General features: G+C 65.1%; 21 protein-coding genes. 14 read left to right on the top strand and 7 right to left on the bottom strand.

Annotated features, from left to right (window positions below; all coding sequences use genetic code 11):
- Positions 1–73 precede the first annotated feature (73 nt).
- Positions 74–1,654, bottom strand: coding sequence for a hypothetical protein (locus AC1DJH_RS20395; protein WP_478186934.1), 1,581 nt, complete (start codon positions 1,652–1,654; stop codon positions 74–76).
- Between the two features lie 454 nt (positions 1,655–2,108).
- On the opposite strand from AC1DJH_RS20395, the gene AC1DJH_RS20390 reads away from it, so the two are divergent.
- Positions 2,109–2,420 (top strand): hypothetical protein, encoded by a 312-nt coding sequence (locus AC1DJH_RS20390; protein WP_478186933.1) that lies wholly within the window; start codon positions 2,109–2,111, stop codon positions 2,418–2,420.
- A 143-nt stretch (positions 2,421–2,563) separates the two neighbouring features.
- Here the strand turns inward: AC1DJH_RS20390 and AC1DJH_RS20385 are convergent, their stop codons facing one another.
- Entirely contained in the window at positions 2,564–2,989 is a 426-nt protein-coding gene (locus tag AC1DJH_RS20385; protein WP_478186932.1) for a hypothetical protein, read from the bottom strand.
- A 50-nt stretch (positions 2,990–3,039) separates the two neighbouring features.
- Positions 3,040–4,071, bottom strand: coding sequence for a M35 family metalloendopeptidase (locus tag AC1DJH_RS20380; protein ID WP_478186931.1), 1,032 nt, complete (start codon positions 4,069–4,071; stop codon positions 3,040–3,042).
- Between the two features lie 362 nt (positions 4,072–4,433).
- Here AC1DJH_RS20380 and AC1DJH_RS20375 point away from each other — a divergent pair, with 362 nt between their 5' ends.
- The 4 genes from AC1DJH_RS20375 to AC1DJH_RS20360 all read left to right on the top strand — a co-directional run bounded on the left by AC1DJH_RS20375 (position 4,434) and on the right by AC1DJH_RS20360 (position 8,675).
- Positions 4,434–6,602 (top strand): FG-GAP repeat protein, encoded by a 2,169-nt coding sequence (locus tag AC1DJH_RS20375; protein ID WP_478186930.1) that lies wholly within the window; start codon positions 4,434–4,436, stop codon positions 6,600–6,602.
- Between the two features lie 130 nt (positions 6,603–6,732).
- Positions 6,733–7,290, top strand: a complete 558-nt coding sequence (locus AC1DJH_RS20370) for a DUF3455 domain-containing protein (protein WP_435438041.1) — start codon at positions 6,733–6,735, stop codon at positions 7,288–7,290.
- A 114-nt stretch (positions 7,291–7,404) separates the two neighbouring features.
- On the top strand, positions 7,405–7,929 hold the full coding sequence (locus tag AC1DJH_RS20365; RefSeq protein WP_435486459.1) for a sigma-70 family RNA polymerase sigma factor: 525 nt from the start codon (positions 7,405–7,407) through the stop codon (positions 7,927–7,929).
- Positions 7,926–8,675 (top strand): anti-sigma factor, encoded by a 750-nt coding sequence (locus AC1DJH_RS20360; RefSeq protein WP_478186929.1) that lies wholly within the window; start codon positions 7,926–7,928, stop codon positions 8,673–8,675. The genes AC1DJH_RS20365 and AC1DJH_RS20360 overlap by 4 nt, the downstream gene beginning before the upstream one ends.
- 186 nt (positions 8,676–8,861) lie before the next feature.
- Here the strand turns inward: AC1DJH_RS20360 and AC1DJH_RS20355 are convergent, their stop codons facing one another.
- The gene (locus AC1DJH_RS20355; protein ID WP_478186928.1) at positions 8,862–10,256 is read right to left on the bottom strand and encodes a HEAT repeat domain-containing protein; all 1,395 of its coding nucleotides are present in this window, start codon (positions 10,254–10,256) and stop codon (positions 8,862–8,864) included.
- Between the two features lie 72 nt (positions 10,257–10,328).
- On the opposite strand from AC1DJH_RS20355, the gene dapF reads away from it, so the two are divergent.
- Genes dapF through AC1DJH_RS20335 form a run of 4 tightly spaced genes read left to right on the top strand, consistent with a single transcriptional unit; the run spans position 10,329 to position 13,501 of the window.
- A complete protein-coding gene (gene dapF / locus AC1DJH_RS20350; RefSeq protein ID WP_478186927.1) occupies positions 10,329–11,204 on the top strand; it encodes a diaminopimelate epimerase in 876 nt (291 codons plus the stop codon).
- On the top strand, positions 11,201–11,902 hold the full coding sequence (locus AC1DJH_RS20345; RefSeq protein WP_435438046.1) for a DUF484 family protein: 702 nt from the start codon (positions 11,201–11,203) through the stop codon (positions 11,900–11,902). The genes dapF and AC1DJH_RS20345 overlap by 4 nt, the downstream gene beginning before the upstream one ends.
- Positions 11,899–12,534, top strand: a complete 636-nt coding sequence (locus tag AC1DJH_RS20340; protein WP_478186926.1) for a YdcF family protein — start codon at positions 11,899–11,901, stop codon at positions 12,532–12,534. The genes AC1DJH_RS20345 and AC1DJH_RS20340 overlap by 4 nt, the downstream gene beginning before the upstream one ends.
- On the top strand, positions 12,509–13,501 hold the full coding sequence (locus AC1DJH_RS20335) for a tyrosine recombinase XerC (RefSeq protein WP_478186925.1): 993 nt from the start codon (positions 12,509–12,511) through the stop codon (positions 13,499–13,501). Before AC1DJH_RS20340 ends, AC1DJH_RS20335 begins: the two co-directional genes overlap by 26 nt.
- A 29-nt stretch (positions 13,502–13,530) precedes the next feature.
- Here the strand turns inward: AC1DJH_RS20335 and AC1DJH_RS20330 are convergent, their stop codons facing one another.
- Together AC1DJH_RS20330 and AC1DJH_RS20325 are read right to left on the bottom strand one after the other, a co-directional pair.
- Positions 13,531–14,121: a DUF4276 family protein gene (locus tag AC1DJH_RS20330; protein ID WP_478186924.1), complete on the bottom strand. Its 591-nt coding sequence runs from the start codon at positions 14,119–14,121 to the stop codon at positions 13,531–13,533.
- A complete protein-coding gene (locus AC1DJH_RS20325; protein ID WP_478186923.1) occupies positions 14,118–15,323 on the bottom strand; it encodes an AAA family ATPase in 1,206 nt (401 codons plus the stop codon). The genes AC1DJH_RS20330 and AC1DJH_RS20325 overlap by 4 nt, the downstream gene beginning before the upstream one ends.
- Before the next feature lie 148 nt (positions 15,324–15,471).
- Between AC1DJH_RS20325 and AC1DJH_RS20320 the strand changes: the two genes are divergently transcribed.
- Complete coding sequence (locus AC1DJH_RS20320) at positions 15,472–16,704, top strand: class I SAM-dependent rRNA methyltransferase (protein WP_478186922.1); 1,233 nt, start codon at positions 15,472–15,474, stop codon at positions 16,702–16,704.
- Between the two features lie 118 nt (positions 16,705–16,822).
- Complete coding sequence (locus AC1DJH_RS20315; RefSeq protein WP_435486234.1) at positions 16,823–17,881, top strand: CobW family GTP-binding protein; 1,059 nt, start codon at positions 16,823–16,825, stop codon at positions 17,879–17,881.
- A gap of 146 nt (positions 17,882–18,027) precedes the next feature.
- Here the strand turns inward: AC1DJH_RS20315 and AC1DJH_RS20310 are convergent, their stop codons facing one another.
- On the bottom strand, positions 18,028–19,536 hold the full coding sequence (locus tag AC1DJH_RS20310) for a YdgA family protein (RefSeq protein ID WP_478186921.1): 1,509 nt from the start codon (positions 19,534–19,536) through the stop codon (positions 18,028–18,030).
- A gap of 403 nt (positions 19,537–19,939) precedes the next feature.
- Between AC1DJH_RS20310 and dksA the strand changes: the two genes are divergently transcribed.
- Genes dksA through hslV form a run of 3 tightly spaced genes read left to right on the top strand, consistent with a single transcriptional unit; the run spans position 19,940 to position 23,250 of the window.
- A complete protein-coding gene (dksA, locus tag AC1DJH_RS20305) occupies positions 19,940–20,905 on the top strand; it encodes an RNA polymerase-binding protein DksA (RefSeq protein ID WP_478186920.1) in 966 nt (321 codons plus the stop codon).
- A gap of 46 nt (positions 20,906–20,951) precedes the next feature.
- Positions 20,952–22,646 carry an STAS domain-containing protein gene (locus AC1DJH_RS20300; RefSeq protein WP_478186919.1) on the top strand — a complete coding sequence of 565 codons (1,695 nt, stop codon included), beginning with the start codon at positions 20,952–20,954 and terminating at the stop codon, positions 22,644–22,646.
- Between the two features lie 58 nt (positions 22,647–22,704).
- The gene (gene hslV, locus AC1DJH_RS20295; protein WP_478186918.1) at positions 22,705–23,250 is read left to right on the top strand and encodes an ATP-dependent protease subunit HslV; all 546 of its coding nucleotides are present in this window, start codon (positions 22,705–22,707) and stop codon (positions 23,248–23,250) included.

Here is a 23,250-nt window from a genome sequence, read left to right as displayed (position 1 = left end):
GAACATAGTTGACTTCAAATCAATAATAGATTTGAGGCGAAATAAGCGCACGTTGAGCGTTTTTTTTGGGGGGTTAGCCTTCGTAAATCAAAGATGATTTTCTAATTGATTCATCTTTATTGGCGGCGCTAAGGTCTACGATTTGAAACTCATGCACTTTGCGGGCTGCTGTGTATTGACTCAAATCCAACATGTATGCCTCGTATAACTCCCCGGACGCCCCTTTTTTCAAGGTTACTCGGGATTTCACGGGGTGAATCAAGCGCAAGTCAATAAGCTGATCAATAGCTTCTCTAATGGGGCCGGCGAGCTTCTGGGAAATCAAGAAAACATTGCATTTTGATTTTTCCGTGCAAAACGCTACTAGTGACTGCAAGGCCTCCTCTAAAAATGCTCGCTCGGAATCAGTGTCTCTTTTAAACTCTTCTTCTTTTAGGGGTGCATATTCTCCAGTTGCGCGATTAACGTCCTCAGCACCAATTTTTTGCCCTCGATGATGGTCTTTGTCGCGATTTCTTGCCTGTGATATCGAAGAAGCAAAAATTCCGATGAAATCCCGCGTTACACCGCCAGATGCAATTGTTAGCCTGTCAATGGCGGTCGGATTTATTAGCCCCTTCATCGTGACTGGAGGGCTTTCCGTCATCAAATTGGAGAGAATTTTTCGTAGAAAATCTCGCAGCGTGGAAAATTTCTCAAGAGAAATATCGAGATTGATTTCTTTTGCATCGTCGCCCAACTTCATTCCGATCGGCGGATCAGAGTGTTCATACCATTGGCTGCGATGCTTGATCGTGCCTATCTTCAGCCATAGAGAATTTCCCTTTGCAACTCGGTGAAAATAATCTATCACCTTCGCTTGATCGGATTTTCGAATGTGATACAGATCGTCCAATATCAAAAATGACGGACCATCTGCCAAGCCGGATAATTCTTTGAAAAAGCGTTGAAAGCGCAGAATGTTTTGATGTAGATACTCTACTTTGTGTGAAACATATTTCGACTGTTCCTCTGTACTGTCGGCGGCCTTTTTGCTTCCGGCAATTTTGGATTTTGTCTTTATGGCGCTGACATCACTGCCAAGCTCAATTTCAACCGATTGATTTTTTTCCGACGAATTGGTCGTTTTTGTTTGCTTTTCACTGGATTCGGGTTGTGTGAGTTGGTGCTCCAGCGCATCGATTAGGGATTTGAGCTCATTGGATAGTAGAGAGGTCTTGTCGCGCTTAAATGGCGGGCGAGTGGGAATCGCGTTATACAGTTTTCGCCAAAAACTCGTCTTTGATGCTGGTGCGGTAGCCGCGCTATCTAGCCAATGCTTGAACTCATGAAGACTCTTTATAAGAACACTAATTAGCACATCTGGATAGGAGTGACCTTTAAATGTCTCCATATCTACAAATGCTATTGGACGACGCGTGACGGTCAAATCTGCCGCCATTTTTCTTAAAAGGCTGGATTTTCCCGATCCACGCCTGCCAAACACTAGATGATGTTGGCTTGATTTGGCGCGAAGTAAAACGCCAGGAGCGGGTTCAATAAATCTTTGCGCTCCAGCCGGGGTTGCACGCATAACTTCTTCGCAGAGAACAAGTAATTGATCCACTGCTTCAAGGCCTAGTTCAGACTCACCTTTAACTACTACTTTTGGCACGAGATTCCTCCAGCTGTGTTTTACTTTATTGTCCAGAATGGGACGGCGCGCGTTAACACACTAAATTTAATGAACAACGGATCGTTACATGCTTGTGCTTGTTTTGTCTACCCCAAAAACCGGGGGGTCCACATCAATCATGCGTGTATCTGCAAGAAGACGGCTAAGACGCGTCCGCTGACTTACCCGTTCGTCTGTATATACTGCTCTTCGCCGCGAAAAAACGCGGCCGGGTTTGGAAGCCCGTCGAAGTTCTGCGTCGAAAGCCGCAGTCACCGCACATGGTCTGCGGCTTTTCTGTTTGCGCCTCCAGTTTTGGCGGCTCGAACGGGAAGGCGCAAGCCTTGCCGGTTCTCGTCAGAGCTTCCCGGTCTTCCAACCCGTTCGAGCTGCCGCCACCGTTTGGAAGCGGGTGCGGCGGTTGTTGCAAAACCGAAGTTCTGAAAGGCCTCCCATGGCTGAATCTGCATCCGCCCCCGCGCAACCCAGCGCCCGTCCCACTTCCCCCGCAACCGAGCTGAACGACCTCGTCATCCAAGCCTGCGACGACGCCGACAGCCTCGACGGCGTCATGCACGCCTACACAGCGCTGGAAAAACTCGTAGACACCGGCGCCTCTGCCGACAGCGAGGAGCCGAGCGGCCCCCAACTGAGCGCCTTGCTCGGCTTGCTCAACGAAAAGCTGATGGCCCGCATCGAAGCCATCAACGCCACGACCGGCGCCGTGCAAGCCGCCCTGCGAGGCGTCGCGCTTCACGCGCGCTGACGCAGCGGCAGCGCCAGCATTCAGGCAGCCGGCCCGCCCGGCTGCCCCACCTGACTCCCATTGCTCCGACCACCCGCGCTACTCCAGCGCAATCGCCTGACGTCAGACCAGGATCAGTGCCAGGCGGGCAATGGCTCGACCTTTCATCGACGTTGATCCAGCGGGTTGTAGAGCGGGTCGCCCCTCTGGCACGGACACTCGTGGGGGCATGCAGGCAAAAAGTCGATATCGACGCGTTTCACCAAGTTGCTTCCCGCTGGCGCAGGCATGGTGGCGACGTACCCTTTGGTGGGAATGTTGACTTCCCGCACGTCGAATTGCAGGTCTTCCTTGATGACCCTCGCAACATTTCTGGCGCGCCTGACCCCCAGGTTGCTCGCGTCGTGTTCGCCGAATGCAGCTTGCGTCGTCAAGAAAAGCGATTCGCGATTTGGATACTGCGTGCGGAGCACGGCAGTCCAGTTTGCGAGTTTGAGAACCTCCTTGGCCGGAACCGTTGCGGAGTTCCGCTCGAAGACGACGCCGATGCTTCTGATCGGGCTGCAGGCCAGTGCGGCTGGTGCGAGCAATACAGCGAGAGATGCGAAAAGGCACCCCCGAATGGTTTGCCGATGCCCGTTCATTTGGAAGCCTTTGGATCAACGCCAAGAATGTAGGCGGCGATGCTGTCTGCGTTGACCCGAAGCGCCTCAAGGTTCTGGCTGTTGACCTGACTTCTTGATTTGGCCGTGCCGTACCACGTGTCGTTCGCGCTGAATGTGTCGTCGAAGTGCGTGACCTCATGAATCAAGGTCAAGAGTCTGGAGTCGCCGTCGCGAACCTTGTCGGTTCCGAAGATGACGCGGTTGTCGTGCTCGAACTCGCAGTAGGGCAGCGCAATCGCGATGGTGTGGGTCGCTGTGTCTGGCTTGCATACCGCCGCAACGGTGCCGCGACCGTTGTCCATAACGCAGGTCACCAACTTTCCACTCGCTGTGAAGCGAACGAAGTTTTTCCATTCCAGTCCCTGAAGCACGCGAACGCATGCCGCCAAGCCTTTGCGCAGGTGTTCACGCGTGCTCTGGTCGGCGATGCCAAACCACATCCTGACGCGAGCCTGGGCTTCCTCGTCCCAACGCTCCAGTTCGGGGAGACGTTTCTTTGTGATGTAGTCGACTGCCATGTCGCGCAGTTTCAAAGTCGAGGTCGCGAACTCCTTGTTGGTCATGTTCGGGCAGATGTTCTCGGTCTGTTCGGCCTCCGGTGGGTGGGTGACGGCGGCGTCAACCGTCTTCTTGAACGCGGCCATCTCCAGTCCCGGAGTGGTCGCTGCGTCGGTGGCAAGTGCTGCGGCATAGGTGGTTGCTCCAAGCGCGTTCGCATCGTCATCGTCGTATGTCGCCGTCTGCTGCAGCACAGAAAGCAGCGGCTGCGGTACCTGGCAGTGGCAAAGGACGACGTCGCCCTCCAGCGCTACCTCCGATATGAACAGCGCCCGCCGCGGCCCACCCGCCTTGGCGATGATGCCGACGCTGTTGCACCCCTCGCAATACGCCCTGCCGCCGATCAGCGCGGCTCGGTGGCCATACAGATCGAACATCGGCCCGTCGTACGGCAGCACCCGGCCGCCGGGTGCCGGCGGATCGCCGACCACGAGAATTTTTCGCATCATCTTGGAACCTCCCAGTTGTGGTCTGGGGGTTCTAGAAGGATGCGGCCGATGACACTGTGGCCCAGTGTCAACCGGCCTGAACTTTGTCACGCTGGTAGCGGTTTCGTTCAAGGCGGTTGCTGATTGGCCGCACACCAGCCGCGTGTGAACAGGGCGTCGGGTGCTCCCCGCAGCGAAATAAAGGAGGAGCGAAGCGGGGGACATTCGCGGAGGGGAGTACCCGGCGTCCTGTGCACCCGCCCTGAACAACAGGCCTCCCAACGAGCGCCCGACAAGCAAAGCTACCTGTTCTCGGGTATGGCCTTCCCCCCCACCCTGACATACCATCGCCAGCGACAAAAATTGACACAAGGGTTGCGCAGATGGAACAACAGCAGTCGGTGCGAAGCCACCTCCGGACCAGGCGTGCCCTGCGCATTGGTACCGCACTGGCAGCCCTGTTCATCGCCGGCTGCGGCGGAGGCGGTGGCAGCGGCGCAGGCACCGGTTTCCTGCCCATCGTCTCCCCGCCGCCTGCGGCTCCCCCCACCAGCTTCACCATCGGCGGCACCGCCACCGGCCTTGCAGGCACCGTCGTCCTGCGCAACAACGACAAAGACGACCTGAAGCTCATGGCCGATGGCGCCTTCGTCTTCGCCACCGGCGTCGTCACCGGCAACCCCTACGCCGTCACCGTCGCCAAGCAACCCGAGGGCCAGACCTGCGCCGTCAGCGCGGCCCAGGGCACCGTCGCCGGCGCGAACGTGGGCGACGTGCGCGTGGTCTGTGCCGCGCAGACCTACGCCATCGGCGGCACGGTCAGTGGCCTGGCCGCCTCGGGCACGCTGGTGCTGCGCAACAACGGCGCCGACGAACTGAGCGTGTCGGCCAACGGCGGCTTCAGCTTTGCGCAGGCGCTGCCGCATGGCGCGGCCTTCGACGTGACGGTGCGCACGCAGCCGGCGGGGCAGCTCTGCACGCTGGCCGACGCGAGCGGCATCGCCACCGCGCCGGTCACGGCCATCGCCGCGACCTGCGTGGCAGACCCGGCGCTCGCGCCGCCGCCCGTTCCCGCGGTGCCTTCGGTGGCGTATGCGCCCAAGGCGTTTCTGTTCAGCTGGGCGGCGGTGCCCCAGGCCACGTACTACCGGCTCGGCGAAGACCCGACGAGCAGCGGCGTCTTCAGCGTGCTGGCCGGCAACCTTGCCGGCACCACCTACGCGCGGCAGAACCTGGTACTGACCGCGCCGCCCGCCGCCTACCGCTATGCGCTGCAGGCCTGCAACGCCAACGGCTGCAGCCCGTGGTCGGCGCCGGTGCTGCCCGACGCGACACAGGCCATCGGCTACTTCAAGCGGCCGGCGGGCCTCCTGGGCAGCTCCAGCCTGGGCCAGGGCCGCAACGCCGTCGCGCTCACGCCCGACGGGCTCGTGATGGCCGTGGCCGACAGGCTGGCGAACGCGGTCCACCTCTACAACAACGACGCGGGCAGCTGGCGCTGGACGCAGACGCTGGTGTGGCCCGACGCCGCGCCGGGCAGCATCAGCCTGTCGGGCGAGGGCACCCTGCTTGCAGGGCGCAATCAGAGCGGCGCCATTCCGGGTGGCCAGGTCGAGGTGTACCTGCGCGGGCCGCAGGGGTGGACGCACAGCGAGACGTGGACGTCAACGGCGCCTCGCAGCCTCGGCGATTTCGGCGCGGCGGTGAGCGTGTCGCGCGACGGCTCGGCGGCCGTGGTGTCGGAGTACGGCGTCACGGGGCCGGGCAATTTTTATGTGTACCGCAGGACCGCGGGCCAGTGGGCGCTGGAGCAGCGCATCGACGCGCCGAGCGGCCAGGGCGGCTCGCTCTTCGGCGCCTCGGCCACGATCTCCCTGGACGGCGGCACGATCGCGGTCGGCTCGCAGTACGAAGACGTGGGCGGCCTCGCCAAGGCCGGCGCGGCGTACGTGTACAGGCAGGCCATCGGCCCCGGAACATGGACCCTGAACACGCGCCTCGCGCCGCCCGCGTCGGCGGCCGGCGCCTGGTTCGGCGGCTCCGTCGCCATGTCGGGCAACGGCGACGTGGTGACCGTGGGCGCAGCCCGCGACGAAGACGCCGGCTACACGGCGGCCGGCGCGCTGTACGTGTACCGCCGGGTCGGCGCGGGCTACCAGCTGGAGCAGCGCATCTCCGCGCCCTTTCCGCAGCAGGAGGCCCGCTTCGGCGCCAACGGCACGGCGGTCTCCGACGACGGCTCGTTGATCGCCGTTGGGAGCTTCGTCGACGGCGCGGCGTCCGCTGGCGTGAACGGCAGCATGGTGCCAGCAGGGGCCCAATCGGGCGCTGTCATGCTCTTCGAGAAGCGCGCACCGGCGTGGCAGCTGAAGACCTTCGTGAAGGCCCCCAACCCGGGCAGCGGCGATGCCTTCGGCTACGGACTGGCGCTGTCGGCGTACGGCACGACGCTGGCGGTCTCGGCGATCTGGGAGGCAAGCAGCGCGACGGGCATCGGGGGCGACCAGTCGGACAACGCCGCGCCAAATTCGGGGGCGGTGTACCTGTATTGAAGGGGCGGGCGGCCCGGCGCACTCGCGCAGAAAAAAATATCCGCATCGGGTGCATCCGAACGCGCCCCTGGCGTGTAGACCCCTCAGCAGCGAGGAGCTGCTGACCTTCTACAACCCCAGGAGTAATTCCATGCACACCACCCGTTCGATCGCCGTGCTCGGCGCCGTTTCCGCCGCAGCTTTCCTGACGGCCTGTGGCTCGATGTCGATGGCCCCCACGTTCAACCAGTCGAGCCTGCCGCCCACCATCCAGGTGCCGGCCGGCAACAAGGTCGCCATGGAAACCGTGGGCAAGGGCGACATCACCTACGAATGCCGCGACAAGGCCAACGCCCCCGGCCAGACCGAATGGGTGTTCGTCGGCCCCGACGCCAAGCTCATGGACCGCAGCGGCAAGCAGGTCGGCAAGTACTACGGCCCGCCCGCTACCTGGGAATCGATGGACGGCTCCAAGCTGACCGCCACGCAGCTGGCCGTTGCGCCGTCGGGCCCGACCAGCCTGCCGTTCCAGCTCGTCAAGGCCAACCCCGCCATGGGCTCGGGCGCCATGACCGGCGTGACCTACATCCAGCGCGTGGCCCTGCAAGGCGGCGTGGCACCTGCGGCCATGCCCTGCACCCCGGCCACCAAGGGCCAGAAGCAGGTCGTGCAGTACCAGGCTGACTACATCTTCTGGAAGGCGTCCTGATCCGGGGGTGAATGCGCGGCGGGGCCGCCGGGTCCGACTACCATCGGGGCCTTGCCCACCCCCCCGCCGCCGACCTTGCCCGCCGCAGAACCCTTCGACTACGACGCCGCTCTCATGGCCTGCGCCCGCGGCGACCGCCAGGCCCTGCAGCAGCTGTACCAGCGCGAGGGCCGCTACCTGATGGGCGTGGCCCTGCGCATCGTGCGCCAGCGCCAGCAGGCCGAAGACGTGCTGCACGACGCCTTTCTCAGCATCTGGCAGCGCGCCGAAAGCTTCAACCCTGCCCGCGGCGAAGGCCGCGGCTGGATCTACAGCGTGGTGCGCAATGCCGCGCTGAACATGGTGCGCAGCGGCGCGCGCCAGGTGCATGTGAGCGAAGAGGCGGCGGAAGTCATCGACGACCAGGCCGCGCTGGCGGCCTATGCCTCGTCGGCCGACCCGTTCGAGCTGCGCGCCGACCTGGGCAAGCTCGAAGGCTGCCTGGGCGGGCTGGAGCCGGCGCGGCGCGACTGCATCCTGTATGCGTACGTGGAAGGCTGCTCGCACGGCGAGATTGCCGAGCGGCTGCAAACGCCGCTGGGCACGGTCAAGTCGTGGATTCAGCGCGGCATGCGCACGCTGCGGGAGTGCATGGCATGAGCACGACCCCTGGCAACGGCATCAGCAAAGATTTCGAAGACATCGACGCACTGGCGGGCGAGTACGTGCTGGGCACGCTGTCGGCCAGTGCCCGCGCCGCGGTCGACGCCCGCATGCGCACCGAGCCCGCGTTGCGCGACGCCGTGCAGGCCTGGGAAGCACGCCTGCTGCCGCTGACCGCGCTCGCGCCGCCGGTCGAGCCGTCGCCCGCGCTGTGGTCGCGCATCGAACAGAGCCTCGGGCCTGTGGCCAGCAGCGCCGCGGCACCCAAGGCCGCACCGGCGCGCGCATCTGGCCTCGCCAGCTGGTGGAACAACCTGAACCTGTGGCGCGGCCTGGCCGCCGGCGGTTTCGCCGCTGCCGCGCTGATGGTGGCCGTGATGGTCACGCGCCCGCTGCCTTCGCCGCAGTACATGGTGGTGCTGGTCGCCCCGCAGGACAAGGCGCCCGGCTGGGTGATCCAGACCAGTTCGTCGCGCCAGCTGAGCCTGGTGCCGCTGGGCACTTTCGAGGTGCCGCCGCAGAAGACGCTGCAGTTCTGGACCAAGGCCGACCAGTGGCGCGGCCCGGTGTCGCTGGGCCTGGTGAAGCAGCAGGGCCAGACGCTGCGCATTCCCATCGACAAGCTGCCGCCGCTGGAGCCCAACCAGCTGTTCGAGCTGACGCTGGAGCCCGAGAACGGCTCGCCGACCGACCGGCCGACCGGGCCGATCCAGTTCATCGGGCGTGCGGTGAAGGTGCTGTAGCCGGCGACGCGTTTGCGTTTGCATTTGCCTTGCTCCTTCCCCCTCTGGGGGAAGGCCGGGATGGGGGCAGGCAGAGCGCCTGGTGGGTACGCCGCTGGCCCCCACCCCAGCCCTCCCTCGGGAGGGGAGGGAGAAAAACCTTGGGTCCGTCGCTGTTGACCAGGCGCTCTACAGGCTGCGCGCGGCTTAGTCCTCGCCCTTCAGCACCGACTGCGCAGCGGTTCGCACGCGCTCGTCGGTGTCGTGCTGCGCAGCGTGTGCCACCGCCGCATGCCAGGGCAAGCCTTCGGCTTTCCATTCGCCGATGGCCATGGCGGCCGTCCATCGCACGTCGGCATCGTCGTCTTTCAGCAGGCGCTCGGCCAGCACCGGCAGCACGCGCTGGCCGACGGCGCTGCCCGCGCCGCGCTCCCAGCACAGGTTGGCCGCGTGCCGGCGCATGAAGGCGTGCGGCGACGCGAGCCCGCGCAACACCTCGTCGACCTCGCCGGGGCGCAGGGCGCAGTAGCCGCTGCCGGGGCTGAGGATGTCGAGCGCCAGGGCGACCGTGGCGGGCGGGCCCTCGAGCAAGGCCTGCAGCGGCCCGTAGTCCAGCGGCAGCGGTGTGGGGTCGCGAAACGACGAGTAGGGCGCGCACAGGCCTTCGACGGCCATCCTGGCGGCGTCCGGCAGGCTGTCTGCGTGCTGTGGCTGTTGCGCCAGCAGCGCCAGCAGCCAGTCGCTCTGCCCCAGGTACGCCAGCGCCCGCGCGGCCCAGGCGCGAGCGGGTTCGTCGCGTGATTTCGCCATTTGCGTCTTCAGCGCGTCCAGCACTTCGGGCGTGGCCACGCCGATGGCGCCCAGCAGCAGGGCGCTGTCCCACCCGCGTTTGCTCTTGCCCTTGCCGTCGCCCATGCGCGCGAGCAGTGCGGGCACGGCGGGCGCGCCGATGGCGGCCAGCTGCTTTCTGGCTTCTTCGGAGCCGATGGCGCCGACTTCGCGGTCCAGGCGGGCGACCAGGAACTCGACGCGCTCGGCGACAGGCAGCGCGGCCACGCGGGCGCGTTCGCGGTCGTCGCGGGCGTCTTTCTGGAAGATGCGCTCGAAAGTCGCATCGCCGAGGCAGCGCCGGGCCAGCGCGGTGGCGTATTCCTCGTCGTTCACGAACATGACGAAGTCGGGCGTGAGCTGGGGCGCGTCGCCGAGGGCTTCGCGCACCTTTTGCGAGGCCGACACCAGCATGTCGAAGCAGTCTTTCTCGGCCTGCAGCCAATCGGCGCGCGAGCCTTGGCGGGCGGTCTTGTCCGCGGCGTCGGCGGCTTGCTGGAGCGCGTCGCTTTCGAAATCGACCAACTCGTGCGCCCAGTCGGCCGGGTTCCAGTCGGCGTCCCAGAAGTCGTCGGAAGACTGGTCTTCGTTCTCGCGCGCCGATACCGCGTTGGCGCCCAGCGAGGGCAGGGTGATGACGCCGTCGCACTCGCGGTACACACCATGGAAGGCGGCCACGTAGAACCGGTCGTTGGGGTTCTGCGCCATTAGTTCGCGCAGTGCGCGCAGGGCGTCCTCGACGATCAACGGTTCCAGCGCTTTCCAGTGGTTCATGCAGGCCTCTCCCTCGGGGTCTCGTTTGGGCCTGCGATCGTAAAGGGCGGTGCCGGTGGCGATAATCCCGAGATGCGAATCCGCTTTACCAAGATGCAGGGCGCCGGCAACGATTTCGTCGTGCTGGACGAAACACGCGGCACGCTGGGCCTCAGCGCCGCGCAATACCGCTTTCTGGCCGACCGCCATTTCGGCGTCGGCGCCGACCAGATCCTTACCGTGAGGCCATCGCCCGCGGAAGGCATCGACTTCCAGTACGTCATTCACAACGCCGACGGCGGCGAGGTGGAGCAGTGCGGCAACGGCGCGCGCTGCTTCATGCGCTTCGTCAGCGAACACAAGCTCACCGACAAAAGCGAAGTGCGCGTGCAGACGCTGGCCGGCGTCATCGCCCCGCGCATGGGCGCCGACGGCCGCGTGACGGTCGACATGGGCGCGCCGGTGTTCGAGCCCGCGCGCGTGCCCTTCGATGCGGCCGGGCTCGATGCGCAGCCCGACGGTTCATGGGAAAAGTGGCACCTTGCCCTTGGTACACATGCGAGCAGCGCTATCGTTTCGGTAGCGGTGCTGTCCATGGGCAACCCGCACGCGGTGCAGGTGGTCGACAACGTCGACACCGCCCCGGTGGCCGAGCAGGGCCCGCTCATCGAGCACCACCCGCGTTTTCCGCAGCGGGTGAACGCGGGCTTCATGCAGGTGGTGGACCGCACGCACATCCGGCTGCGGGTGTTCGAGCGCGGCGCCGGCGAAACGCTGGCCTGCGGCACGGGTGCCTGCGCGGCGGTGGTGGCGGGCATCCGGCTCGGCCTGCTGGACCGCAGGGTCGACGTGCAGACGCACGGCGGCATTCTCACGATCGAGTGGCAGGGCGAGGGTCAGCCGGTGCTGATGACGGGCCCGGCCACCACGGTTTTCGAAGGCGACATCGAGGTTCCCGACTTGACATGACTTCCTCCTCCAATAACAACGACGCCAACGCCATGAACCCGATCACCGAGGACGACATCGCCAACTACCTGGCGAACACCCCCGACTTCTTCGAGCGCCATGCCCAGCTGCTGGCGCAGGTGCAGCTCACCAGCCCGCACGGCAACCGCGCCGTGAGCCTTCAGGAGCGCCAGGCCGAGATGCTGCGCGAGAAGATCAAGGCGCTGGAGCATCGCCTGATGGACATGGTGCGCCACGGCACCGAGAACGTGGTCATTGCCGACCGCCTGCAGCGCTGGACCAAGGGCCTACTGACCACGCGCGACCCGCGCAGCCTGCCGTACCGCATCGCGGTCGACCTGCAGTCGCTGTTCCTGGTACCGCAGACGGCCATCAAGGTGTGGGACTGCAGCAGCGAATACCTGAACGAAGCCTATGCCCAGTGGGTGAGCGACGACGTGAAGGCACTGGCCACTTCGCTGACCTCGCCGTACTGCGGCCTGAACTCGGGCTTCGAGGCGGCCGACTGGCTGCCCGAGCCCAAGTCGGCCCAGTCGATCGCGCTGATTCCGCTGCGTGCCGACGCCGAGTCGCCGGCCTTCGGCATGCTGGTGCTGGCGTCGCCCGACGCGCAGCGCTTCAACGCCGAGATGGGCACCGACTTTCTGGAGCGCATCGCCGAGCTGGCCTCGGGCGGACTGTCGCGGCTGCGTCCTTGAGCCGTCCGCGCGGGTTGCGGCGCCGCTTGCAGGTCTTGCTGGCTGGCGTGCTGCTGGGCGGGGTGCTGGCGTACGCCGCCATCGGGGCCTTCGTGTGGTGGCAGGCCGAAGAGCTGTTGGCCAACCCGCCGCAGCGAGTGGCCGACGCGGCGCTGGTGCTGGGCAGCCGCGCCTATCTGGACGGCAAGCCGCACCCGTGCCTGTCGGGCCGGGTCGATACGGCGGTGGCGCTGGCCAAGGCCGGCGTCGTCAAGCAGCTCGCCTTCACGGGCGGGGTGGATTCCGAAGACGGCCGCATCGAGGCCAAGGTGATGCAGGAGCGCGCCGTGGCGCAGGGCTTTGCCGGGCCGATGCTGCTGGAGCCCGCGTCTACCTCGACGCGGCAGAACCTGTCGCTGTCGCTCCCGCTGCTGCAGGTGGCCGGGGTGCGCAGCGTGGTGATCGTGTCGGAGCCCTTCCACCTGTGGCGCGTGCAGCGGCTGGTGAAGATGAGCGGTTTCGACCGCAGCTTCGACGTGCAGTACGCGGCGGCGCCCACCTCGTGCTGGAACGCGCTGGGGCCGTTGTCGAAGGGCGCGTTGCGCGAGCCGGCGGCCATCGTGAACAATGCCTTCCGTGGATTCCTCTTCTGAAGCCGCGCTTCCGGCCGATTCGGGCTGGATCGACAAGTACCTCGCGCATGTGCGCGTGGAGCGCCGGCTTGCGGCGCGCACTGTCGAGCTCTATGCCTTTCATTTGAAGGCGCTGACCGACAACGCGGCCGAGGCCGGGCTGACGCTGGACCGCGTGCAGACCGCCCACATCCGCCGCTGGATGACCCGGCTGCACAGCGCCGGGCGCGAGCCGCGCGGCATTGCGCTGGTGCTGTCGTGCTGGCGCAGCTTCTACCGCTGGCTGGGCCATGAAGGCCTGATCGGCTTCAACCCGGTGCAGGACGTGCATGCGCCCAAGGCGGGCCGGCCGCTGCCCAAGGCGCTGGGCGTGGACGACGCGGTGCGTCTGGCCGAGCTGTACGACCCCGAGGCCGACCCCTGGACCGAGACGCGCGACGGCGCCATCGTCGAGGTGCTGTACGGCTGCGGCCTGCGCGTGAGCGAGCTCACGGGGCTCGACGCCCAGGCCAGCCACACGGCGCGCGGCTGGATCGACCTGGACGCGGGCGAGGCCACCGTGCTGGGCAAGGGCAGCAAGCGCCGCATCGTGCCACTGGGCAGCAAGGCGGCCGAGGCGGTGCGCGACTGGCTCGCGGTGCGCGGCAACTGCGCGGCCATCACCGTGGCGCAGGTGCGCGACCCACAGGCGGCCGCGGCCCTGTTCATCAGCGCCAAGGGCGTGCGCATGTCGTCGCAAGCGGTGTGGAAGCTGTTGCGCGAGCGCAGCCTGAAGGCCGGCCTGGCCGCGCCGGTGCACCCGCACATGCTTCGCCATTCGTTCGCCAGCCACGTGCTGCAGTCGAGCAGCGACCTGCGCGCGGTGCAGGAGTTGCTGGGGCACGCGAGCATCGCGACCACACAGATCTATACACGGCTGGACTTCCAGCACCTGGCCAAGGTCTATGACCAGGCCCATCCGCGGGCTAAAGCAAAAAAAGAAAATTAAGAGTTGCGAGAAATGGCTCTACGGGGTTTCTAGCCGCGGTGATGCTTGTGCCATTCGCTGCACAGTTTCTTGAATGAGCGACTTGAATCAAATGCTTGTTGAAGATCCATGCGCGCTGAAAATGCAGGCTGATCAGTTGTCTCGTTGTACCCCGCTCCGCCCATTCTTCTGCTTAACCAACCTTTGGCGTTCCTTGGAATCTCAGGGGCGGCGGCATCTATTGGGTTGTCAAGAACGAAGTTGCGCATTCCATGTAAAGACGGCGCTGCGGCGATGAACCAAGCTTCATATTCGCGATTTGCCAGCACTACTGAGACTTGGCGATGGGGCACGATTTCTTGTGCACGTCTAAGAATTTCGGCGCCACGGGTGGCGGGGCAATCGTCGTCGGCATCCAGTAACACCAGCACCCAGCCGTTATCTTCACACTTCGCCGCCGCAAGCAGCAAGTGCCTACGGAATTCTGCCTCTCGGTTCAAAAATCGATCTTTGTAGACACGAATTGGTGCAGGTATCCGTGCGGGCAATTCAGGTGTTTGCCATTCGCATAGTCGACGAAGCAAAATAGGCACAGCGGCCACTTCACCGTCGCCCTCAACGATGCAAGCTACGTTGATCAAGATGCGACTCGCCCAAATAGCTCGACCTGTTTTTGACTCTGTGCTTCCAAGATCGTGCGATCAGGGACTAATTGATTCATGCGCAAGAGCTCGCCCGCAGAAAAAAGATGGTTTCGCATCGACTCGCGTGACGCAAGATCCAGCGGACCGATCTTGGTTTCTCCGCCTTCTGATACGACTGCTAGAAGCGCGCTTGCATCCAAGTTTCTGTCGTCCAAGAGGTCCGGACTATGGCTCGTCACTATCACTTGAGTCTTCTTGGATGCTCGAATCAATGCCTCTCGCAATGCTGCACTAGCAGCTGGATGAAGTGCGGTTTCCGGCTCTTCAACTCCTATCAGCGAAGGCGCGTAGTCTCGATTGCTTTGAAATAGAGCTGTTAAGACGCCGAGTGCGCGCAGTGTTCCATCCGACATGTTTTGCGCCAAGAAGCGCCAAGGATGCTTCGAGCCGGCCATGTCTTGGCGAAACTCCAAAGTCTCCATCGGACCAATTTTCTTTCGTTCCACGCCCTGAACCATGGGGGCCACAGTTTGCAAGTACTCTTGGATCACAATCATGGCATCGGGTGCGAATCTTTCAAGATGCCCAATGACACTGGCAATGTTTTCTCCCACAGGCTTGAGCAGCCGACCGTCTTGAGGGCTCTGCATTTCTCGCATCAACTTTGGGTTCAAGTTGTAGAACCCCATTGACGTCAGAGCATCAAAAACAGGACGAAATGTGGTGAGGCCTGAAAGGCTGACCAGTGCGAGACGGTCCGAAGTCACCGCTGGAAAGGTGGGCTCGCTGCTTCGTTTGAGGACGCCACGCTCGATTCGAAAGAATGGACCCTTTCCAACTCCACCGATCGCACACTCTTCAGTTTGCACTTCGTGGCCGAGCCCTTGACGTGTTCCTACTTCGAACGCGTAGTGACCTGGTGTGCCGTCGTTCAGCACAAACTCCAACCGGATGCCAAAATGAGTTGGATGCCCATTTGATCGTCTGCGGACCTCAGATAAGCCCCCTCGCTTGTTCAACGCGTTGTCTAACGATCCTGTCAAGGCATCGCCCACTAGATGAAGCGCATCGAGAAAGTTGCTCTTACCGGAGCCATTTGCCCCGACCAGATACGTCAGCGGGCCGAGACCGACGTCGCAACTGCCGATGCTTCGATAGTTTCGCAGCACGACGCGGTTGAGAAAAATTGGAGCGCTCACCTTGAGGGCCTTTCGGATTCGAATGTCGCTGAAAATGCCGGGTGGCAAGTATCCAGCGCTGTGTAGCTAACGTAGTTTCGCACGTGGGATCGTGATCAACGTTTCCGTCACTGTGGACGCCGGAACTGCCAGCAAAGATTTATCAAAAATGAAAACCCTTCGCCTCAAACCCGGCAAGGAGCGCTCGCTCCTGCGCCGACACCCCTGGGTCTTCGAATCGGCCATTGCGCGCGGCGGCGCCGACTCCGGCGAAACGGTGCGCGTGGAATCGCACGAGGGCGCCTTCCTGGCCTGGGCCGCGTTCAGCGCGGAATCGAAGATCCGCGCGCGGGCGTGGAGCTTTGTCGAAACGCAGCGCATCGACGCGGCGTTTCTCGCGTCGGTGTGCGTGCGCGCAGTAAAGGCCCGGAGCCTGTTCGACCTGCAGAGCGACGGTGTGCGCATCGTCCACGGCGAGGCCGACGGCCTGCCGGGGCTGATCGTCGACCGCTACGGCAGCGGACCTGACGGGGTGCTGGTGGCGCAGTTTCTCTCGGCCGGCGTGGAGCGCTGGAAGGACGTGCTGGCCGATGCGCTGCTCGCCGCCACGGGCCTCACCAGGCTTTATGAGCGCTCCGACGCCAGCGGGCGCGAGCGCGAAGGGCTCAAGCCCGTCACGGGCTGGCTGCGCGGGGAGGGCGCCACCGAGATCGCCATTCGCGAGCACGACTGGCGGCTGGGGCTGAACATCGCGACCGGCCACAAGACCGGCTTCTATCTCGACCAGCGCGACAGCCGCCAGCGCTTTGCCGAGCTGGCGAAGCACCGGCGCTTCAAGCGCGTGCTGAACTGCTTTTGCTACACGGGCGGCTTCACCGTGGCGGCGCTGGCCGGGCTCAAGGCCGCGGGCGCGCTCGACGGGGCCGAGCTGGTGTCGGTCGATTCGTCGCTGCCGGCGCTGAACCTGGCGCGCGCCAACGTCGCGCTCAACGGCTTCGGCGGCGAGGGTTCGGGGGTGAAGACGGAGTTTCTCGACGCCAACGTCAACACCCTGCTGCGCGAGTTTGTCGACCAGGGCCGCACCTTCGACGCCATCGTGCTCGACCCGCCCAAGTTCGCGCCCACCGTGGCGCACGCCGAGCGTGCCGCGCGGGCCTACAAGGACATCAACCGCCTGGCGCTGAAGATCCTGGAGCCGGGCGGCGTGCTGCTGACCTTCTCGTGCTCGGGCGGCATCGGCGCCGACCTGTTCCACAAGATCGTGGCCTCGGCGGGGCTGGACGCGGGGGTGGACGGCTACATCAGCGAGCGCCTGGGCGCGGCGCCCGACCATCCGATGACCATCGAGTTCCCCGAGGGCGAGTACCTGAAGGGGCTGGTGGTGGTCAGGAAGCCGCTCTGACACAGGGTCTGACACTTCCTTGACCCCTTCGCCAACGCAACTCAGTGGCATTGGCTAAACTTCCCGCCACGCCTTTTTCGGCTCTTTTCCTGTTTTCCGCTTCCGGAGCACTCCCCCCATGGCCCTCATTCCCGCGACCATCCTGACCGGCTTTCTCGGCTCGGGCAAAACCACGCTGCTCAAGCGCATCCTGACCGAGGCCCACGGCCAGAAGATCGCGGTCATCGAGAACGAGTTCGGCGAAGAGAACATCGACAGCGACATCCTGGTGACGGAGTCTAAAGAGCAGATCGTGCAAATGAGCAACGGCTGCGTGTGCTGCACCATCCGCGAAGACCTGCGCGAAGCGCTGCAGCTGCTGGCCGCCAAGAAGCGCCAGGGCCTGCTGGACTTCGACCGCGTGGTCATCGAAACCACGGGCCTGGCCGACCCCGGCCCGGTGGCGCAGACCTTCTTCATGGACGACGAGATCGCCGAGAGCTACCTGCTCGACTCGATCCTGACGCTGGTGGACGCCAAGCACGCGCCGCAGCAGCTCAACGACCGCCAGGAAGCGCGCCGCCAGGTGGGCTTTGCCGACCAGATCTTCATCAGCAAGAGCGAGCTGGTGTCGGCCGAGGAAACCGAGGCGCTCATCCACCGCCTGAAGCACATGAACCCGCGCGCGCCGCAGCAGAAGGCGCACTTCGGCGACGTTCCGCTGAAGGACATCTTCGACCTGCGCGGCTTCAACCTGAACGCCAAGCTGGACATCGACCCCGACTTCCTGAAGGAAGACGACCACGGCCACGATCATCACGACCATGACCACGCGCATGGCGAGGCCTGCGACCACCCCTCGCACAAGCACGAAGGCCACGGCCACCATCACCACACCGACGACGACGTGAAGAGCTTCGTCTACAAGGCCGACCGCCCCTTCGACCCGGCCAAGCTGGAAGACTTTCTGGGCGCCATCGTCAACATCTACGGCCCGCGCATGCTGCGCTACAAGGGCGTGCTGAGCATGAAGGGCACCGAGCGCAAGGTGATCTTCCAGGGCGTGCACCAGCTGATGGGCAGCGACCTGGGCCCGGAATGGGGCAAGGACGAAGCGCGCCAGAGCCGCATGGTGTTCATCGGCATCGAGCTGCCGCGCGAAATCCTGGAGCAGGGCTTGGAGCAGTGCCTGGTGTGAGCCGCTGAATTGCTTTGCTCCTTCCCCCGCTGGGGGAAGGTTGGGAAGGTTGGGATGGAGGCAGGCCTTCGATCAGGCGCTGTGTTTTCCGGGGAGGCCGTCGTGCCCCCACCCCGGCCCTCCCCCAGCGGGGGAGGGAGAGATCGCTAGTTGCCCGGCGCGCCCAGCGGCTTGCCGTTGATCTTCAGGCTGCCTTCGGTGAACTCGATCTGGCCGGTCACGTCGTCGCCGTCGCGCTTCACGAAGCCCTTTTCCTCCCCTTGCTCGACTAGGCCGGCCACCATTTCGGGAGGAGGCGTCTGGCCGCTCTCGGCGCCGGTTTCGGCCAGCTTCTCGAGCCACTTCATGGGCAGGCGGGCATTGGCCTTGAGCGCGCCGCGCTTCATCAGCAAGGCGGTGCCGGGCAGTTGCAGGTCTTCGTCGGTCACACCGGCCATGCCGGCCATGTAGCTGATCTCGCCGCGCTTGCCGTCGATCTCGACCACCATCTTGTCGATGCCGGCTTCAGGGCTGTACTTGGCCATGGCCTTGAGGTCGGGGGCCAGCTGGTCGGCCAGGGCCTGCATCGCGGCCTGCGCGGCCTTGCTGCCGCCCTTGCCGCAGCCGTTGACGGCGCTGGACTGCATCCAGGCGTCGGCCAGCTTCTTGTAGGTGGCGGCGTGGATGCGGCGCGCGCTGCTGGTCAGCTCGAACTTGTCGATCTTGGTCTCGCCGATCTTGCCGGTGCCCTTGACGGTGCCGCCGGACGCGTAGAGGCCGTCCTTGATGCTGGCTTCGCCGAGCAGGTCGAGGCCCTGCAGCAGCACGGTGGTCACGATCTTGGGCGGGGTGTCGGCCGGCACGGCCGAGGCGCCCAGCGGGCCGCCGGTCTTCCTGACGACGAGCTCGAGCGTGTCGAGCTTGCCCTCGGTCTTGCCGGTGGACAGGAACCAGCCGGCGCTGCTGTCCATGTCGGCCTTGGCGGTGAGCTTGCCCATCTTCATGGTGGTGCCGGTGGGCGCGTCGCTGAAGTCCAGGCCGGGCATGGTCATGTCGTAGCGCACCTGGGTGCGCGCGGCGTTCACTTCCATGCGGGCCTGCGCGCCTTGCCAGGCGAACTGGCCCTTGCCTTCTTCGGTCAGCTTGGCGGGAGCGACGACCAGGTCGGTGGTGAAGGCGCCGCCGAAGCCGACCTTGGTGTGCGAGGTCAGGGGCTTGGCCTCGCCGAACAGCTTCTTCAGGTCGTCCTGGGTCTTGGCGTCGAGCACCAGTTCGCTGTCGATGGTGGCGGCCGCGAGCGAGCCGCCGGCGATCGGGCCGTGGTGGATGGTGTCGCGGATGGTGATGCGCAGCGGCTTGGGCGGCTTGGCGTCGGCTTCTTCTTCGTCGTCGTCGGCGTCCGCTTGCTCGCCTTCGGCCGGCTTGGCCGGGGTGGCGGGGGTGGCTGCGGTTGCATCGGCCGCGCAGCCGATCTCCAGGGTCACGGTGCTGACGGCGCCGAGAAAGCCGCGCTCGTACTGGCGCTCGATCACGCGCACCAGCGCGGTCTGCTTGGGCAGCTCTGCGAAGGCGCTGTCGTAGCGCGACTTGACCTGCGACCCGGCGTACCAGGTGCTGCCGCCGTAGGCCACCACGATGGCTGCGGCCAGGACGCCCAAAACTGCTTTCTTGCTCAAGGTTCTTCTCTCTTTTATGTCGAATGATGGGATAAGCCCCCACTGCCGAATGGGCAAACCAGGGCAGGGCGCGGGCCTGCGTTGTCCCCCCGACAACGCCGCGCGATGCTAACGGAGTTGCCGGCGGCGCCGACCGGCGGGCACGGACAACGCGCGCGTCGGCGAGTTCTCTATACAATCGCGCGCCTGTTCCGCCAGCCACGCCTCGTCCACATGGAAGAGATGTGACTTGTGGCACGGGGCTCCGCACGTTTCTGGCGGGCTTTCGGGGGTATAACCCCGGGGTTCGTCACTGGCGAGCACCCGACAACGGAGACACCGCGCGGCCTGAAGGCCGCAGGGTCTCCATGGGAGGAGACACCCAGTGAAAGCGCGTTCCAGTTCGTCAAAGGAGCCAGTCACCGTGAAGAAACCCGCCGCCAAGGCCACGCCAGCAACCAAGCCCGCCACCAAGAAGGCGCCGGCTGCGAAGCAGGCTGTACCTGCGGCAAAAAAGGTTTCCGCTGCTGCACTCGACTCCGCCGCGAACGAGAAAAGCGCCTCCAAAAAGCCCGCAGCACCACCGGCCAAGGCCGAGACCGCTGCGAAGAAGTCCGCCAAGCCTGCCACTGCTGCAACCAAGACCGCAGGCGCGGGTCCATCGTCATCCAAACCTGTCGGCCGCCCTGCTGCCGTTCCTTCTGCCCCCCCGAGTCCCATGAAAAAAACGGCTGCCGCCTCCACTTCCGCCCCGGCGACACCCTCGATGCCCGCTCAAACCGCCACGCCCGCTCCCGCGCGTGGTGGCCGCGTGTCCCGGCTGTCGCAATTGACCGTTCCCTCGATGCCGCAGTCCGTGGCATCGACCGCCGCCAAGTCCAGCTTCTCGCAGGCACCTTCCACCGCGCTGGTGCCGCCGCCGCCCCTGGCCGTGAAGAAGGACCCGAAGCTGGCCAACAACTGGAAGACCAAGTCCGCCGCCGAGCTGATCGATGCCGAAGTCATTGCCATGCCGGACGACGAGTACATGAACGAAAAGCAGATGGCGTTCTTCCGCCTGAAGCTCGTCGAGCTCAAGCGCGGCATCCTCGAGAACGCCGGCGAGACCACCGAGCACCTGCGTGAAGACACCGTGGTCGTGCCCGACCCGGCCGACCGCGCCACCATCGAGGAAGAGCACGCCCTCGAGCTGCGCACGCGCGACCGCGAACGCAAGCTGCTGAAGAAGATCGAGCAGTCGATCCAGCGCATCGACGCGGGCGACTACGGCTACTGCGACGAAACCGGCGAACCCATCGGCGTGGGCCGCCTGCTGGCACGCCCCACGGCCACGCTGTCGCTCGAAGCGCAGCAGCGCCGCGAGCTCAAGCAGAAGATGTTCGGGGACTGACCGGGAACGAAGCCAGGACACTTTTCCGCTCGATCGTCTTCACCGCATGGCCAAGGAAGAATCGGGTCGCCTTTTTTCCAAGGTGGCCAAGTTTGTTCGCAATCCCCTGAAGGATTGGTCGGAGCTCGACGCGCCGGCCGCGTCCGATTCTTCGCTGCCCGACCAGACCTACAGCCGCGAGATGCTGAAGGAAATGATCGAGCGGCGCCAGCGCAACGACTTCGTGCGCCGGCGCGAGTTCGACATGCTGCGCAAGCTGCGCCAGCGCGAGGCCGCCTCCCACGCCACCGATGCGACGGTCACGCCGTCGTCGTTCAACGTCAACAGTTCCTCCGAGAAGCTCGAAGGCCGCGCGCTCACGCTCAAGAAGATCGACGAGATCGAAGAGCAGATGTCGCAGCAGTGGTGGAAGGGGCGCGGGCCGAACGGCGAACCCCTGGTCAGCCCGCCGCCGGACGCCGGCGCCGAGACGCTGCCGCCCGTGCACGACGACGAGCCTGCAGGGGAGGAGCTCCGGCGGCCGGCGGCTGCCGCCACGCCCATGGCGCAGTCTGCCGTCCCGCCTCTGGCCGCCCAGCCCCACGTCGACGCGCAGGTGTCGGTGCCTGCCGACATGCCCCTGACCTCGTCGCACCTCGCGCACGACGGCGCGCTCGAGGAGGCGGTTATCCGCTTCGCGCACGGCGACGACACGGGCGCCGAAGCCATCCTGCTGCAGGCCCTGGCCTCCGACAGCGCACCGCCCGATGAGGCCGGGCACGGCCCCGCGGCCGACCTCGACGACGACCGCTGGCGCGCGCTGTTCGATCTTTACCGCGCCACGGGCGACGCCGCCAAGTTCGCGGCCGCCCGCATGCGCTACGCCCAGCGCATGCGGCGCATGGGCCCCGACTGGGTCTCGCTCGAGGATCTGGCCCGCAGCGTCAAGGCGGTCACGGCCAGCGAAGAAGCGGCCGAGGCCTCCGCCGAGGGCGGCGCGCACGCCGACTGGGCCAGCCCGGCGCGCCTGGCGCGCGACGGCCTGGTGGAGCTCACGCGCGCGCTGTCGAAGGCGGGCTCGGTCTGGACGCTCGACTGGCGCGGGCTGGCCGGCATCGAGGTCGAAGCCGCCGCGCCGCTGCGCGTGCTGTTCAACCACTGGGCCGATTCGCCGGTGCAGCTGCGCTTCATGGGTTCGCCGCAGCTGCTGGCCGTGCTGTCCGAGGCGGCGCCCAACAACCAGCGCGGCACCGACGACGTGTGGTGGCAACTGCACCTGGCCGCGCTGCGGCTGATGCACCTGCCCGACGACTTCGAGCTGGTGGCGCTGAACTACTGCATCACCTACGAGGTGTCGCCGCCGTCGTGGCAGGACCCGCGCGGCGAATGCACCGCGCTGGCCGCGCCGCCGGCGAACCGGCACAGCTCGGTGTGGTCGCTGCTGTCGGTCGGCGGAGATTCGGAAAGCTTTCCGTCGACCGACACCGGCTTTGCCGCGCTGGCGGGCGACTTGCGGGGTGAATCGCTGTCGAGTTGGCAGCGGCTGGACCACGACCTGCGGCACACCGCCGCGCCGGTCATTTCCTGCGCCGCGCTGCTGCGCATGGACCTGGCGGCCGCCGGCACCCTGCTGGCCTGGGTGCGCGCACGCGACGCCAACGGCGAGCGGGTGCAGTTCGTGGACGCCCACCGCCTGATTGCCGCGCTGTTCAACCTGGTAGGCATTGCCGATCACGCGACGGTGGCGGTTAGGAAAAACTAAGGCCCCGGCCCGCCCTTGCGCGGGTTGCATTGCCTGTCGCCATCCCCAGATGGCTTCGATGGAACAGTTTCACGGCACCACCATCGTGAGCGTGCGCCGCAAGACCCCCCAAGGCGATCAGGTCGCCATTGGCGGGGACGGGCAGGTCACTCTCGGCAATATCGTCATCAAGGGCACGGCGCGCAAAGTGCGCCGCCTGTATCACGGCAAGGTGCTCGCCGGCTTTGCCGGCGCCACGGCCGACGCCTTCACGCTCTTCGAGCGTTTCGAGGCCAAGCTCGAAAGGCACCAGGGTCACCTGACCCGCGCCGCGGTCGAACTCACCAAGGACTGGCGCACCGACCGCGTGCTGCGCAAGCTCGAGGCCATGCTGGCCGTGGCCGACGCGACCACCTCGCTCATCATCACCGGCAACGGCGACGTGCTGGAACCCGAAGACGGCGTGATCGCCATCGGCTCGGGTGGCGCCTATGCGCAGTCGGCAGCCAAGGCGCTGATCGACAACACCGACCTTTCGGCCGAGCAGATCGTGCGCAAATCGCTGGCGATCGCCGGAGAAATCTGCATTTACACGAACATGAACCACACGGTGGAAGCGCTCTGA

It is taken from the genome of Variovorax sp. 10N412, assembly GCF_056394985.1.
The sequence above is the reverse complement of the archived record's forward strand: the minus strand, read 5'-3'. Positions and strand labels throughout refer to the sequence as shown.